19 protein-coding genes are annotated in these 15,102 nt (G+C 38.1%); 5 read left to right on the forward strand and 14 right to left on the reverse strand.

Annotated features, from left to right (window positions below):
* Positions 1–60 precede the first annotated feature (60 nt).
* Both frr and pyrH read right to left on the reverse strand, forming a co-directional pair.
* Entirely contained in the window at positions 61–624 is a 564-nt protein-coding gene (gene frr / locus C3K47_RS14310; RefSeq protein ID WP_103789839.1) for a ribosome recycling factor, read from the reverse strand.
* Between the two features lie 190 nt (positions 625–814).
* Complete coding sequence (gene pyrH, locus C3K47_RS14315) at positions 815–1,522, reverse strand: UMP kinase (protein WP_103789840.1); 708 nt, start codon at positions 1,520–1,522, stop codon at positions 815–817.
* Between the two features lie 183 nt (positions 1,523–1,705).
* On the opposite strand from pyrH, the gene C3K47_RS14320 reads away from it, so the two are divergent.
* Complete coding sequence (locus C3K47_RS14320; RefSeq protein WP_103789841.1) at positions 1,706–1,948, forward strand: type II toxin-antitoxin system Phd/YefM family antitoxin; 243 nt, start codon at positions 1,706–1,708, stop codon at positions 1,946–1,948.
* A gap of 7 nt (positions 1,949–1,955) precedes the next feature.
* Positions 1,956–2,210: a Txe/YoeB family addiction module toxin gene (locus tag C3K47_RS14325; protein WP_103789842.1), complete on the forward strand. Its 255-nt coding sequence runs from the start codon at positions 1,956–1,958 to the stop codon at positions 2,208–2,210.
* A 78-nt stretch (positions 2,211–2,288) separates the two neighbouring features.
* On the opposite strand, the gene tsf is transcribed toward C3K47_RS14325, so the two are convergent.
* The 4 genes from tsf to rplM all read right to left on the reverse strand — a co-directional run bounded on the left by tsf (position 2,289) and on the right by rplM (position 4,947).
* Complete coding sequence (gene tsf, locus C3K47_RS14330; RefSeq protein WP_103789843.1) at positions 2,289–3,131, reverse strand: translation elongation factor Ts; 843 nt, start codon at positions 3,129–3,131, stop codon at positions 2,289–2,291.
* 143 nt (positions 3,132–3,274) lie between these two features.
* The gene (gene rpsB / locus C3K47_RS14335; protein WP_103789844.1) at positions 3,275–4,087 is read right to left on the reverse strand and encodes a 30S ribosomal protein S2; all 813 of its coding nucleotides are present in this window, start codon (positions 4,085–4,087) and stop codon (positions 3,275–3,277) included.
* Between the two features lie 21 nt (positions 4,088–4,108).
* Positions 4,109–4,495, reverse strand: a complete 387-nt coding sequence (gene rpsI / locus C3K47_RS14340) for a 30S ribosomal protein S9 (RefSeq protein ID WP_103789845.1) — start codon at positions 4,493–4,495, stop codon at positions 4,109–4,111.
* A gap of 11 nt (positions 4,496–4,506) precedes the next feature.
* Entirely contained in the window at positions 4,507–4,947 is a 441-nt protein-coding gene (gene rplM / locus C3K47_RS14345; RefSeq protein ID WP_103789846.1) for a 50S ribosomal protein L13, read from the reverse strand.
* A 261-nt stretch (positions 4,948–5,208) separates the two neighbouring features.
* Between rplM and C3K47_RS14350 the strand changes: the two genes are divergently transcribed.
* Together C3K47_RS14350 and C3K47_RS14355 are read left to right on the forward strand one after the other, a co-directional pair.
* Positions 5,209–6,381, forward strand: coding sequence for a flavin monoamine oxidase family protein (locus C3K47_RS14350; protein ID WP_103789847.1), 1,173 nt, complete (start codon positions 5,209–5,211; stop codon positions 6,379–6,381).
* Between the two features lie 102 nt (positions 6,382–6,483).
* The gene (locus C3K47_RS14355; protein WP_103789848.1) at positions 6,484–7,743 is read left to right on the forward strand and encodes a pyridoxal phosphate-dependent aminotransferase; all 1,260 of its coding nucleotides are present in this window, start codon (positions 6,484–6,486) and stop codon (positions 7,741–7,743) included.
* A 256-nt stretch (positions 7,744–7,999) separates the two neighbouring features.
* Here the strand turns inward: C3K47_RS14355 and C3K47_RS14360 are convergent, their stop codons facing one another.
* Positions 8,000–8,716 (reverse strand): hypothetical protein, encoded by a 717-nt coding sequence (locus C3K47_RS14360; protein ID WP_103789849.1) that lies wholly within the window; start codon positions 8,714–8,716, stop codon positions 8,000–8,002.
* 162 nt (positions 8,717–8,878) lie between these two features.
* Between C3K47_RS14360 and C3K47_RS14365 the strand changes: the two genes are divergently transcribed.
* Positions 8,879–9,592, forward strand: a complete 714-nt coding sequence (locus C3K47_RS14365) for an SAM-dependent methyltransferase (protein ID WP_103789850.1) — start codon at positions 8,879–8,881, stop codon at positions 9,590–9,592.
* A gap of 31 nt (positions 9,593–9,623) precedes the next feature.
* On the opposite strand, the gene C3K47_RS19890 is transcribed toward C3K47_RS14365, so the two are convergent.
* From C3K47_RS19890 to C3K47_RS14400, 7 genes are all read right to left on the reverse strand, one after another.
* Positions 9,624–9,710 carry a type II toxin-antitoxin system HicA family toxin gene (locus C3K47_RS19890; protein ID WP_394341689.1) on the reverse strand — a complete coding sequence of 29 codons (87 nt, stop codon included), beginning with the start codon at positions 9,708–9,710 and terminating at the stop codon, positions 9,624–9,626.
* Between the two features lie 112 nt (positions 9,711–9,822).
* Positions 9,823–10,050: a type II toxin-antitoxin system HicB family antitoxin gene (locus tag C3K47_RS14375; RefSeq protein WP_103789851.1), complete on the reverse strand. Its 228-nt coding sequence runs from the start codon at positions 10,048–10,050 to the stop codon at positions 9,823–9,825.
* 78 nt (positions 10,051–10,128) lie between these two features.
* Positions 10,129–11,331: a GTPase HflX gene (hflX, locus tag C3K47_RS14380; RefSeq protein WP_103789852.1), complete on the reverse strand. Its 1,203-nt coding sequence runs from the start codon at positions 11,329–11,331 to the stop codon at positions 10,129–10,131.
* Between the two features lie 110 nt (positions 11,332–11,441).
* Entirely contained in the window at positions 11,442–12,236 is a 795-nt protein-coding gene (gene trpC, locus C3K47_RS14385; protein WP_103789853.1) for an indole-3-glycerol phosphate synthase TrpC, read from the reverse strand.
* Between the two features lie 15 nt (positions 12,237–12,251).
* A complete protein-coding gene (locus tag C3K47_RS14390) occupies positions 12,252–12,821 on the reverse strand; it encodes an anthranilate synthase component II (protein ID WP_103789854.1) in 570 nt (189 codons plus the stop codon).
* A gap of 71 nt (positions 12,822–12,892) precedes the next feature.
* Positions 12,893–14,305: an anthranilate synthase component I family protein gene (locus C3K47_RS14395; RefSeq protein WP_103789855.1), complete on the reverse strand. Its 1,413-nt coding sequence runs from the start codon at positions 14,303–14,305 to the stop codon at positions 12,893–12,895.
* Between the two features lie 238 nt (positions 14,306–14,543).
* Positions 14,544–14,987 carry a cytochrome B gene (locus C3K47_RS14400; protein ID WP_103789856.1) on the reverse strand — a complete coding sequence of 148 codons (444 nt, stop codon included), beginning with the start codon at positions 14,985–14,987 and terminating at the stop codon, positions 14,544–14,546.
* Positions 14,988–15,102: the final 115 nt, after the last annotated feature.

Consider the following 15,102-nt stretch of genomic DNA (forward strand, 5'->3'; position numbering starts at 1 on the left):
AAAGGATTCTCATTGAGAATCCTTTTTCAGCAGTTAAGTGCCTTATTTTGTTTGTTTTAATTAAACTGTTAGAATGTCTTTTTCCTTTACTTCTACAATTTTATCAATTTTAACAATATAAATGTCGGTTAATTTCTGAACCTCAGCTTCTCCACCTTTAATTTCATCTTCAGAAACGCCTTCTTTCGATAGCTTTTTGATTTTTTCGTTGGCATCTTTACGGATGTTACGAACCGTTACTTTTCCTTGTTCAGCTTCAGCTTTAACTTTTTTAACCAGGTCTTTACGGCGTTCTTCAGTTAATGGTGGTACATTAATACGAACTACTATACCGTCATTCTGAGGATTAAAACCCAAGTTTGCCTCCATGATCGCTTTCTCAATAGGAGAGATCATGGTTTTTTCCCATGGTTGAATAACAATGGTACGTGCATCAGGGGTATTAATATTTGCAACCTGGCTAATAGGAACAGGGCTTCCGTAGTAGTCAACGTGTACGCCATCAACCATTGAAGGCATCGCCTTACCGGCACGAATTTTTAATAACTCACTATCGGTATGCTCCACAGTTTTTTCCATGTGCTGTTTTGCATCATCCAATTGTTTTTTTATTAAGTCGTTCATATATTTTTAAGATATGTGATTTGTTATTTTAGATATGAGATTAAGATAGGAGAATTGAGATCTCGGTTTTAGTTCTAATTCTAAATCTTTTCAATCTAAATCTAAAAATTCATTAAGTAATTTCTAAATATGAGTTGTAAAGAAAAGACGAGTATTAGTCTCATCTCTCAAATCTAACTTCTCACGCCTATTATCCTTCTACAAGGGTGCCAATATGTTCGCCTAAGGCTATTTTCATAAAATTGCCAGGCTTGTTCATATCAAACACAATAATTGGCAATTTATTTTCCTGGCATAAGGTAAACGCAGTCATGTCCATAACATTCAGGTTTTTTTCATACACTTCACTGAATGTGATCTTCTCATAACGAACGGCATTAGGATCTTTTTCCGGATCGGCAGTATAAATACCATCAACACGAGTACCCTTTAACACCACGTCGGCTTCAATTTCAATGGCACGTAATGAAGCAGCTGTATCAGTAGTAAAGTAAGGGTTACCGGTTCCTGCACCAAAAATTACTACACGGCCTTTTTCTAAGTGACGAACTGCTCTGCGGCGGATAAATGGCTCACAAATTTGTTCCATTTTAATTGCCGAAAGTAAACGGGTTTTCATGCCATTTTTTTCCAAAGCATCTTGCAGCGCCATACTGTTAATTACAGTGGCTAACATGCCCATATAATCAGCTTGTACACGGTCCATGCCGCCTTTTTCAGCGTCCAGTCCACGGTGAATATTACCGCCGCCAATAACTATGGCCACTTCTACGCCCTTTTCGGCTACCTCTTTAATATCTTTTGCATATTGATTTACACGCTCAGGGTCGATACCGAAAGGCTTATTACCCATTAGAGACTCCCCGCTAAGTTTAAGTAGAATTCTTTTATAGTTCATTGGATGAGATAAAAACTGCGCAAAAATAGAAAAATTGTTTTAATGATGGGGGCAATAGCTAACATACGAAGGAAAATTTATAATAAAAGATTCAAAGGATACATGCAAAATAGTTGTCACCTATTTTGAGTCATTGTACAATAAGTTATACATTTATCTATTCTGGTCAATAATTAGAAAGATATGGGAATAACAACCTATTCAAATTTTCTGCAAAAACTGAAGTTGTTCCTGGATAAGGTATTAACAAACCATACTCCATTATTTGTAACCAGAGCTAACGGTGAAGAAGTGGTAGTGTTGTCAAAATTTGATTTCGACAGTATGCAGGAAACTTTTCATCTGTTAAAAAGCCCTAAAAATGCCTTAAGATTATTAAGGTCATTGAGGAGTACGAGAAAGGAATGGGCCAACAGCATGATTTGATAGAAGAATGAAGATTGTCTTTCTCAGTCACGGTTGGGAAGATTATTTGTACTGGCAAACTAGCGATAAAGCAATACTCAAAAAAGTCAATCCGCTTATAAAGGAAATTGAGCAAACTCCCTACGAAGGTGGCGGGAAGCCCGAACCATTGAAACATAGTTTAACCGGATGGTGGTCGAGGAGAATAACGCTTGAGCATCATTTGGTTTATAGAGTTAATGCTGATTCAATAATTGTCCTACAATGCAGGTGTCATTATTGATTTATCCACTTGATCCCTAAACAAATAAGCGGCTGCCTCTTTATCAGAAACAGCCGCTTTATATGTAGCTAAATTTAATTAACCAATAACAATGCGTTTGAACGCAGTTACAGTTAAGCCTTTTTTAACACCGTCTAACATTTGAGCGATGGTTTTAGAACTGTCTTTAACGAATTCTTGGTTCAATAAAGTAGATTCTTTGTAGAATTTGTTCAATTTACCTTGAGCAATTTTCTCAACCATTTCTTCAGGTTTACCTTCAGCACGGATTTGATCTTTAGCGATCTCTAATTCACGCTCGATAGTAGAAGCATCAACACCGTCTTTATCAACAGCGATTGGGCTCATAGCTGCAATTTGCATTGCAACGTCTTTACCAGCTTCAGTAATGTCAGCACCTGCAGCGCCAGCAAATACTACCAATACACCCATTTTACCGTTTGAGTGAATGTATGAAGTAACCGCTTCACCAGATACATTTTCGTAGCTAGCGATAACGATTTTCTCACCAATTTTACCGGTTAATTCAGTAATGGTTTCAGCAACAGTACGGCCATCAGCCAATTTAATTTGCTCTAATTCTTCGGTAGAAGCAGGATTGTTAGCAACTGCGGCAGCAATGATTGCATCGCCTAAGTTACGGAAGTCTTCTACTTTAGAAACCGGCTCAGTTTCGCAAGCTAAAGCAACTAATTTACCGTTAGAACCATCAGCAGATAGGTTAACTAAAACGATACCTTCAGCAGTAGCATTACCTGAACGGGCTGCAGAAACTTTTTGGCCTTTTTTACGTAACAAGTCGATGGCAGCTTCAAAATCACCGTTAGCTTCAGTTAAAGCTTTTTTGCAATCCATCATACCTGCGCCTGTTTGTAAACGTAATTTGTTTACGTCAGCAGCGCTAATTTGTACAGTTGACATATTTTTTTAATTTGAAAATTTTAAAATGAGAGAATTTGAAAATGAATCAAACTCGTTTTAACTAAATAATTACGGGTTACGAATTACGGATTACCAGGTTCAACCTGTAACTCGTAATCCGTAACCCGATAATTCAAAGAATATTATTCTGCAGATTCAGCAGCCTCTTCGCTCTTCTCAGCTTTTTTAGCTTTAGGAGCAGCGCCTTCAGCTTTTTCAGCTTTAGCAGCAGCGATTGCATCTTTATCTGATTCTTCTTCTTTTTCGCGTTTACGCTCTTCTAAACCTTCTTCAATTGCTTTGCAGATAACGCCAGTGATCAATGAAATTGATTTAGTAGCATCGTCATTCGCAGGAATTGGGAAGTCGATATTAGTAGGGTCAGAGTTAGTATCAACCATCGCGAAAGTAGGGATGTTCAATTTCAACGCTTCAGAAACAGCGATGTGCTCTTTTTTAACGTCGATTAAGAACAAAGCAGCAGGAAGACGGTTTAGGTCAGCAATACCGCCTAAAACTCTTTCTAACTTAACGCGATCGCGGCTGATCATTAACTTCTCTTTCTTCGACAAGTTGTCGTAAGTACCGTCTTTAGTCAATTTATCGATGTTAGTCATCTTTTTGATCGACTTACGAACAGTAGTGAAGTTAGTTAACATACCACCTAACCAACGCTCGGTTACGAAAGGCATGTTTACGCTCTGTGCTTGTGCAGCTACAATATCTTTTGCTTGTTTTTTAGTAGCTACGAATAATACTTTACGACCTGACTTAACAATTTGTTTAATTGCTGAAGCAGCTTCTTCAACTTTAACTAAAGTCTTGTTCAAATCGATGATGTGGATACCGTTTTTCTCCATGAAAATGTAAGGAGCCATTTTCGGATTCCACTTGCGGGTAAGGTGACCAAAGTGTACACCTGCGTCCAACAATTCGTTATATGAAGTTCTTGCCATGTTAGTGTTCCTCCGAAAATATTAACGTTTACTAAACTGGAATCTACGACGAGCTTTTCTGCGTCCTGGTTTCTTACGCTCAACCATACGTGAGTCACGGGTCATTAACCCTTTAGCACGTAATGCTGGTTTAACTTCAGGATCAAGCTCAACTAACGCTTTTGCAATGGCTAAACGAGTTGCTTCTGCTTGGCCAGTAATACCACCACCTTTAACGTTTACAAGGATATCGAATTTGCCAGCCTGATTTGAAGTTAAAATAGCCTGGTTAACGATGTATTGTAAAGGCAAAGTAGGGAAGTATACTTTGTAATCTTTGTCATTTACGGTAATGTTACCACTACCTTCTTTTAAGTAGATACGCGCAATTGCGGTCTTTCTTCTACCTGAGGTGTTTGTAGTTGCCATTCTCCTGGAAATTATTTAATGGTTTTTGGATTTTGAGCCGCATGCGGATGCTCGTTGCCGGCATATACATACAGGTTCTTAATTAACGCGTTTCCTAATTTGTTTTTAGGAAGCATACCACGTACTGCCTTTTCGATAACTGCAGTCGGGTGTTTAGCCATCAAATCTCTTGGAGAAATAAAGCGTTGACCACCTGGATAACCAGTGTAACGTACGTACTGTTTTTCAGTAAATTTGTTACCGGTCAATTTAACTTTGTCTGCATTGATAACAATTACGTTATCTCCACAGTCTACGTGCGGGGTGAAATCAGGCTTGTTTTTACCACGGATGATCATTGCGATCTTCGTTGACAAGCGCCCCAGGATCTCTGCGTTGGCGTCAATTACGACCCACTCCTTTTTAACAGTTTTACTGTTGGCAGAGACAGTTTTGTAACTTAACGTATTCACTTGTGAATAATTAATTGATTAATAATGATTTAATACTCTTTTCCCAAAATTTGGGACTGCAAAGATAGAGCAAATTTTATAACCATCAAATCTTTAGCTAATTATTTTATTTTCATTCGCTTTTGATGATTAAGATTGAGTAAATTTAAGAGCAAGCCACCCGAACTCATGAAATAAATTTACGCCAGCCACTCATCATTCATTTGCTTCTGCACCTTATTATTTCATGCGTTTAACTATCAACTTATAAAAATGTGATGCATGAAACGTCGTGATTTTATTATTCGCACAGGCATTACAGCCGCAGGGTTAATAATGGCTCCTAACCATGGTTTTCAGATTATAAGTAAAAAGAAGCCACGTGTTGTGATTTTAGGTGCCGGGTTAGCCGGCCTCACTGCTGCGCATGAACTACAAAAGGCTGGAGTGGATTATATAATTCTAGAAGCCAATGAGCGGTTTGGCGGCAGGATTTTCACAAAGTCTATCAATGGCGCACCAATTGACCTTGGTGGCGAGTGGATAGGTTTCTCTCATTTTGCATTGCGTAATTTATGCGATGAACTTAATCTAAAACTTACTAAGCATCATTTTAATACGCATTTAGCCATAAATGACAAATACTTTGCCCCTGGAAGTTGGAGATTGACGGAGGTTGAGAAACAACAAAATAATTTATTTTCAGGCTCCGGTCCTGTTTCGGTATTTAGCAGGCCAAATAATGAAATGGATTTTAAGATTGATGGTGGATCTTCTAAATTAATTCAACGTTTATCAAACCTCGGGTCAGCTTCTTCAAAAATAAAGTTGAATTCAAGAGTTGTCTCAGTTAGTAAGAATGAAGAAAACTATACAATTGCATGTAGTAATGGAAAGGTTTACCGGTCCACGGCGGTTATTTGCACTTTACCTGCCCCAGTCATCTCTAGCATAAAGTGGCGGCCGCAATTACCATCAGAGTTTATAGAAAGTTTACCAATATCAATTTATCAAACCACACTTAAAATTCCGGTTGCTTTTAATAAGGCCTATTGGAGAGATGATAATATGGAGCTCTTAACCGATAAGCTTTGTACGTATGCTTACCATACTTCTCAACAAAGGAGGGCAAATGTATTAACCTTCGCTGTTTCAGGGCAAAACGCAAAGGACATGCTTCGAATGGATCCATCGGCACGTATAAATCAAATAGTATCTACTTTAAAACCTGTTATCGGTAAAAACGTATTGAGTTCCATTAAGAGTGTTGACTATTATAAAGGGTTGGATGTATCAAGGATGTTTACATATGCGGTTTTGGATACCGATAATACTATAGAATGTCAATCGTTTGGACATTTATATTTCTGCGGAGATTATTTTACAAGCAGCAGAGGTTTTATGGAAGCTTCGGTACAAAGTGCAAAACAAACTATGGCTAAACTATTGAGCTAATGTTCGCTGAATGCCTTAACATTAAGTAACAAAAATGCCGTTTTGTAAATAGGCTGAGGGATAAAATGCTATCTTTGGCCGTTTCAAAACTTAACGTAAACCATGCTTGTTTCTAAATTAGCAGAGAACCTTATTGGTTCTGAAATATTAAAAATCGCAGCGCAGGTAAATGCAATGAAAGCAGCGGGCGCACAGGTAAGTAACCTTACTGTAGGCGATTTTGATCCTTCAATTTTTCCAATTCCTGAGTCTCTTCAGGAAGAGATTGCAAAAGCTTATATCGCTAAACACACTAACTACCCACCGGCAGATGGTGTTTTGTCGTTGCGTCAATCGGTTTCAGCATTTTTAAAAGAGCATTTGGGCTTAGAATACTCTGCAGAAAAAGAAATAATGATTGCTGGTGGTTCACGTCCGTTGATTTATTCAACCTACCTGGCTATTGTTGATCCAGGAGATAAAGTGATTTTCCCTATTCCATCATGGAACAACAATCATTATGCTTATTTAACACAAGCAAATGCAGTGATGTTAGATACCAAGCCTGAGCATAATTATATGCCTTCAGCAGCTGATATTGCTCCACATGTAAAAGGTGCGGTTTTATTAGCATTGTGTTCCCCATTAAATCCAACAGGTACCATGTTCTCTAAAAAGGATCTGGAAGAAATCTGTGATTTGGTAATTGCTGAGAATAAGTCGCGTAAAGAAGGTGAAAAGCCTTTATTCATTATGTTCGACCAAATGTATTGGATGTTAACCTTTGGCGAACATAAACACTACGATCCGGTTTCATTGCGTCCGGAACTAAAAGATTATGTTATCTATATTGATGGTAGTTCAAAAGCATTTGCAGCTACCGGTGTGCGTGTAGGATGGGGATTTGGACCGGAATCCGTGATCTCTAAAATGAAACCAATTGTTGGGCATATGGGAGCATGGGCCCCTAAAGCTGAGCAAGTTGCTACAGGTGTTTTCTTACAACAAAAAGAAAATGTAGAAAGCTATATGGCCAATTTCAAAGAGAAGGTTCAAAAGAGTTTGGCCGCTTTGCACAATGGATTTCAACAGTTAAAAGCTGAGGGCTTTGATGTTGATTCGATTGAACCAATGGGAGCTATTTATTTGACAGTTAAAGCAAACATGAAAGGCAAAACCACTCCAGAAGGCAAGGTTCTAAATACTGCATCTGAAGTAAACTTTTACCTTATCAAGGAAGCTGGAATGGCATTCGTTCCCTTCTCAGCCTTTGGTACTTCTGAAGATGATTTTTGGTTCCGTGCTTCAATTGGTGCAGCCTCATTAGCTGATATTGAAGCGGGCATCCCTCGTTTGAAATCCGCATTACAAAAACTGAAATAAAAATTGTCAGTTGATAATAAATTAAGGCGAAAGGAAGCTGTTCCTTTCGCCTTCTTTTTTAGTTTAAATCGAAATGTTTTTCAATTTTAATTCTCTGTATTTCAGTTGTTTGTCTGTATTATTAATTAAATGCGCGCATAATTTTTTAATAATAAGGAAAATATTTTCTAACATTACAGTTCCAAGTTTATAAACTGATATTGGAAACATAATGTATGAAGAGAGGACGTCCGGTTTACCCAAACCGGGCGTTTTTTTATGAGGCAGTTGAAATGTATTTGACCAGGCTCCGCTTTGCTATAGGTAGCAACGTTTCTTCAATTGGGAAAGTAAGCTCTGTTTCAATCGCATATACTGCTGGAATTGGTAAAGCTGTTCTATTTCTTATCAAATCAATTTTAATATTCTCGAGCGTATTGTAAAAGGTATTGGCATACGACATGACGTAGCTGGTATTAATTCCTCTCAACCGTTCAGTGGGGTTTTCAATTAATGTAATTCGATATTCATACACTTTGATGTCGTTGTAATTGCCATCACAAATGAACATATAACCGATATCGGTATTGATAGGTAACAAGCCTACAGGCTCTATGATTAATTGATCTTCAACAAACTCATAAATTTCCCTGCCTTCTATTAAGGTGTTGTCCATTTTTTCAATGGAAAAGGAGATAATGGATTCGATTTCCCGCATCAACTCATCATCGGTTATTAGCTTTTCATAGGTTAACTTTAAGTCGTCGGGACTAAAGTTAGCCAGTCGCTCCGGAAATGAATGTTTTATGAAATCCTTGTTTTCTTTAAAGTTTACCAGTTTTGTGTAATGATAAATAAGATCAGAGAAAGGAGGATAGAGTTTATTCTTTCTGAAATGTTGATTGATCTCCTGCAGATAGGATAATAAGGTGTATTTCTTTAGTTCAAAATCAATTCGACCTTCGGTAAACCAGTTTTCGCTTAGCGTTTTCATATGCTAAAGAATTGTTCTGCAACCCAACTTAACAAAGTTATTCTAACGGAGTATCAGGAAGATTTGCCCAATTGTTAATAACCCTGAAAACTATGTTTATTTTTGAGCCCAAAATCAGCCCGATTACTATATAAAATTTACTAAAAATTAAGGAGTCTTTCAATGGTATCTAAAGGAAAGCTGTTTCTCATTCCCTGTTCACTAGGTGATAATGTGATTGATCGTTCAATTGTTCCGGCCTTAAAACATACGATTTTACAGTTGGATGAGTTTATCGTTGAGAATGAGAAATCGGCGCGTAAGTTTTTGAAAGAAGTGGGAATTACTAAGCCTCAAAGTGAGTTAATCTTCCATGATTATGGAAAGCATGCTCGGGAAGGTGATCAAAACCGGTTTTTAAAGAGCCTTGAGCAAGGGAAGGACATTGGTTTGCTTTCAGAAGCAGGTTGCCCGGCCATTGCCGATCCGGGAAGTGATATTGTTGCATTGGCACATCAAAAAGGGATTAAAGTGGTTCCGTTTGTTGGTCCAAGTTCATTGCTGCTGGCACTTATGGGATCTGGATTTAACGGACAAGGATTTGCATTTCATGGGTATTTGCCCATTGATAAAGCTGAGCGCTCACGAAAGTTAAAGGATATTGAGAGCGTTTCGCAACGATTAAAACAAACACAATTGTTTATTGAAACGCCGTTTAGAAATAATCAGTTGTTAGATGACTTACTTAAAAGTTGCCAACCTGCAACAGAACTGTGTATTGCCTGTGATTTAACCTTGGATTCCGAATTTCTGAAAACAAAAACCATGGCTCAATGGAAAACTGAAAAACCGGATTTACATAAACGACCGGCGGTTTTTGTGTTGTATAAAAGGTAATTTAGAAAGTTTTAAGTGCAGCAATGATCAACTACAATTCTTCTTTAGAAATTCCTGCTTGTTTAAGGATAGAATAAAATGTTCCTTTGGGTAGGTCCCGATTGTGCATCGGTACAATAACTCTTCGTTTTTAATCAGGGTGGAAGAATAACCTTTTGTCCGTTCGAGAGTAAATCCCCTCCTCAAAAGTATTTTTATAATTTCCTTTGAGGTTAGGGAGGGGGTGTTGCTCATGCAGAAATTGTTAAGGAATATTCTAGTGTGTTTTCTTCCGTTGGGATAGTTTCTCCACTTTCTTTTAGAGCTTCAATATATAGCTCAATTGCTTCCTTTACATTTTCAATTGCCTCATCAATCGTTTCTCCATAAGAAATACAACCTGGCAAGGTAGGGGCAGTTACCGTATAACCTCCTTCTTGCTCCTTGTTTAATAATATTCTATAGGTCAGGCTTTTCATCTTAATTCACTTTGTATAAAAGTAATAAACCCAATCGAAATTAAATGATTGGGTTTATTGTTTTAACAAAGTTGCTCGTTATTCTTGCTGGTCATCTGATTCTACAACATAATCCATGTTGTACAATAAACCATCATATGGATATCTACTCAAATGAATCGCTTTGGCCTTTTCGTAGATCTCTTTCCGGAGGTTGTCAATATTCACCTTGTTTTGTGCCGAGATAAATATGGCCGGAGAATTATGTTTGGCCATCCAGGTACTTTTAAATTCATCAAGAGATAAGGTTGTATCACCTTCGCCTTTATACGCGTCAATTTTATTGAACACCGTGATCATTTCTTTATCACGAGCACCTAGTTCTTTAAGGGTCTCATTCACCGTGTTGATATGATCTTCAAAATTAGGATGTGAAATATCAGCTACGTGAATTAAAATATCCGCTTCGCGAACCTCTGCCAATGTCGATTTAAAACATTCGATCAAATGGTGAGGGAGTTTGCGGATAAATCCAACGGTATCTGAAAGTAAAAAAGGAAGATTCTGGATCACCATTTTACGAACAGTGGTATCAAGCGTAGCGAATAGTTTATTCTCGGCAAATACCTCCGACTTGGTCAACAAGTTCAAAATAGTTGATTTTCCTACGTTGGTGTAACCAACTAGCGCCACTCTTACCAATTCACCACGGTTTTTGCGCTGTGTAGCGTTTTGCTTATCAATTTTCTCCAGTTTCTCTTTTAGTAAAGCGATCTTGTCGAGAATGATACGACGGTCGGTTTCAATTTGTGATTCACCAGGTCCACGCATACCAATACCCCCGCGCTGACGCTCAAGGTGAGTCCACATGCGGGTAAGTCGAGGTAAAAGATATTGATATTGGGCTAGTTCTACTTGTGTTTTTGCCTGGGCAGTTTGCGCTCTGCTGGCAAAAATGTCGAGGATCATATTACTTCGGTCGAGGATCTTCACTTCTTTAAATTCTCTACCTAAGTTACGTAGTTGTGAAGGGGAAAGTTCATCATCAAAAATGACCATATCCGCTTCTTCAGCTTGCACGTATTCTATAATTTCCTGCAATTTACCCGTTCCTACAAAAGTTTTTGAGTCGGGGCGTTGCAGTTTTTGCATGAACATCTTAATGGTTTGGGCTCCTGCTGTTTCAGCTAAAAAGGCCAACTCATCGAGATACTCTCTTTCCTGTTCTTCGGTTTCATCAGGAGTGATGACACCTACTAAAACGGCTCTTTCCTGTTTTTTTGCTGTACTATAAGTTCCCATTCAATAATTTCAAGGGCGCAAATTTACGGAAAAAATATTTGGTCCATGGCTGATAGTCGATAGTCCATAGTTCTTTGTAAATGGTTTACTATTCTCTATGGACTATTGACTTAAGACAGGCTTTTAACTGATTCTATAAAACCTTTACATGTTTCTGCTGGGTTTACAGTTTTCATAAAGGTTTCTCCGATGAGGAATCCCCGATATCCAACATTTTTTAGATCGATAATGGTTTGCGGATTTGATAAAGCACTTTCCGATACTTTAACAAACTCATCTGGGATTAAGTCTGCTAAATCAAAGGATGTTTGAATATCGACATTAAAAGTAGCCAGGTTCCGGTTGTTAACTCCAATGGCATCGATATAAGGACTGATACTGCATAAGAGTTCTTGCTTGTCGTGAACCTCTAGCAAAACGCTCATTCCTAAACTTTGTGCAAAGGCACCTAATGATTTTAACTCTTCAGGAGAAAGGCAAGCAGATATCAACAAAATAACATCGGCTCCAATTGATTTAGCTTCCAATATTTGGTATTCGTCAATAATAAAGTCCTTGCGAAGAATGGGAACTTCATTTACCCTGCGAGCCTTAATTAGATTCTCGTTTGAGCCGTTAAAAAAATCGACATCAGTTAATATAGAAAGTACCGATGCTCCTGCATCAACATATCCTTTTGTAGTTTCAGCAACGTCGGCATCGGCATTTAAGATGCCTTTTGAAGGCGATTTTCTCTTAAATTCAGCGATCAGGCCAATTTTTTCGGTATTGGTTAATGCTTCTTTGAATGAATAACATTCTCGGTCAAAAAACTCGCTTTTCTCTAATAGTTCAATCGGAGTTTTGGCTTTGTTTTCAAGTATTTCCTCCCTTTTACGGGCAACAATTTTATCTAAAATGGTCATTTTTCAATTCTCAAATTAATTCTTAATCCAGTTTTCCAGCATGGTTCTGCCGTGTTCCGTTAATACTGATTCAGGGTGAAACTGAACTCCACGAACATCAAAGTCTCGGTGACGCATAGCCATAATGGTTCCATCTTCAGAAACTGCAGTTACTTCCAATTCAGCTGGTAAGCCCTCAGTGGCTACAGCCCATGAATGATAATGTCCGATATTTACTCCCTGTGGAACGTTTTTAAAGATCAACTCATTGCTGTCGGTTATTTTTACTGGCGAAGCAATTCCATGAAGGACTCTTGAAAGATTGAAAAGCTTGGCCCCAAAAGCCTCGCCAATAGCCTGATGACCAAGACACACACCCAAGATGGATTTCTTACCAGCGTAGGTTTTGATCAGTTGAGGCATTATACCCGCTTCTTCCGGCAAGCCAGGTCCCGGAGAAAGGATGATCTTATCGTATTGGTTTACATCTTCCAACGAAATTTTATCGTTTCTGAATACTGAAACTTCGCCAATTCCAATTTCCTCAACCAAATGAACCAGGTTGTAGGTAAACGAATCGTAATTATCTAGAATAAGGATTTTCATGATTAAAGTGATTACACGGATTTTAATGGTGATTACACCGAATACATTGATTTTTATAATGATTACACCGATTAAATCTCTTCGGCTAATTCGATGGCTTTTTTTAAGGCGGCCATCTTGTTGTAAACCTCCTGACGCTCGCTGGTTAATACTGAGTCGGCTACAACACCGGCTGCAGCTTGATAATTTAAGGTGTTGCTTTTACTCATAAAAGTACGGATCATAATGGCATGATTAAACTCGCCATTAAAGCCTAAAAAGCCAATGGCTCCACTGTAAAATCCACGTGATCCATGCTCATATTCATCGATCAACTGCATGGCCCGGTATTTAGGTGCACCTGATAATGTACCAGCTGGGAATGTGTCAGCCACTACTTTTAAAGGTTCGGTTTCGGGTTTTAGTTTTCCGGTAACTGCCGATACAAGGTGAATGACATGTGAGTAATACTGAATTTCGCAGAAGCGATCTACTTTAACCCGGTCGCAATGGCGACTTAAGTCGTTTCTTGCCAAATCAACCAGCATTACGTGTTCAGCGTTTTCTTTAGGGTCATTTTTTAGTTTTTCCGCTAATTCAGCATCAGCAGCATCATCACCGGTTCTTCTAAAAGTTCCGGCAATTGGATGGATCGAGGCTACACCGTTTTTAATCCCTAATTGAATTTCGGGGGAAGAACCAAATAGTTTAAAATTCCCATAATCAAAATAGAATAAATAGGGTGATGGGTTGATAGAGCGCAAGGCGCGGTATACATTAAAATCATCTCCCTGAAACTCCTGAGAAAAACTTCTAGAGATTTGAATCTGAAATATATCTCCCCGAAACACATTTTTCTGAGCCTTTTCTAACACTTTCAAGAATTCTTCATCGGTGAAATTGGATGTTTCGTGATTTAGGGCCTTGAAATGGTATTGTGGGAAATCTTTATTTCTGATCAGGTATTCTACTCGTTCAATTGTGGTATTACTTTGATGATCGGCGTAATTATGATTGAAAATATACAGCTCGTTCTTAAAGTGATTGATTGCGATAACTGTTTGATAAACATGGTAAAGCAATTCGGGGGTTTCTCGTTCAGGACGTTTGGTGTTATGAAGTTTAATGTCTTCGAAATGTTCAATCATTTCGTAGTTAAAATAGCCAAACAAACCATTGGTTATAAAATTGAACGAAAAATTATCATCATACTCAAAGCGTTTGCAAAACGAGGCGAGGCGATCCGTAATATTTTCTTCTACAGCAATGAGCTTTGAGGTTGATCCATCCGGAAATGATTCGGTATAAATACCATTCTCAATTTTAACTTCCGCCACCGGGTTACAGCAGATATACGACATACTGTTTTGGCGTGTATGATAATCGGAGCTTTCGAGCAATAAACTGTTTGGAAATTCATCGCGCAAACGAAGGTAAATGCTCACAGGGGTGGCTGTGTCGGCCAGTAGTTTTTTAAATGTTGTTTCAGACTTAAATGTTTTCATTGCTCATTTTCATTTTTAACTGTTCATGCTTGTCTTCAGGTGTTTGCGGATAGAGCATAAAAAAAGCTTGCCGCAGTGCGACAAGCTTCATAAAATCTTTTTCAGGGTTATTCGGTAAACACAAAATATAAAGCCAGGTCGCAATTAGTTATTGCAACGCCACCAGGCAAAAATATTTGTGTTTTTATTGTTCATGATTTCAAAAATGGAAAACGCAATTCAGCTTTCCAAATAAAATTTAAAATAACTTGGTGATAATGTTATACGGAGCAGCTGCTAAGCTCACCAAAATCAGCAATAACCCAAGGCCATAGAACACTGCAATTTTCTTATGCTTCTCAAATCCGATCTCTAACCGTTTCGCTTTTGAGTAGCCAATGGTAATCAAAACAATGGCAATTATCATCATTAATGCATGCTCAACGGTGAAGTAACGAATTACAGCATCTTTCATTGTGTTGGCTCCAAACTGAACTTTCGGACTAACGAAATACATTACAAAACCAATAACCATTTGAAGGTGAACAGAGATCAGCGTAAATAGATTAACCTTACGGTTGCCTTCGGTATAAAGTTTACTGCTATTGTTCCATGCACTAACGGCTTTAACTACAGAAATAATCAGTAGAATTAGCGCGATCCAGCGCAAAAAAGAATGAAGATGTAAAAGTCCTGTGTACATACTTGTTATTTTTTTTGTTGCCAAATATACGGTTTAGAATGAGAGATTAACAGAATGAGAGAGTGAGGGAATGAAAGAATTGTTATACGGTTAAACTGTTAAATAGATAGAAAAC

Source organism: Solitalea longa (assembly GCF_002920915.1).
GTDB classification, from domain to species: Bacteria; Bacteroidota; Bacteroidia; order Sphingobacteriales; family Sphingobacteriaceae; genus Solitalea; species Solitalea longa.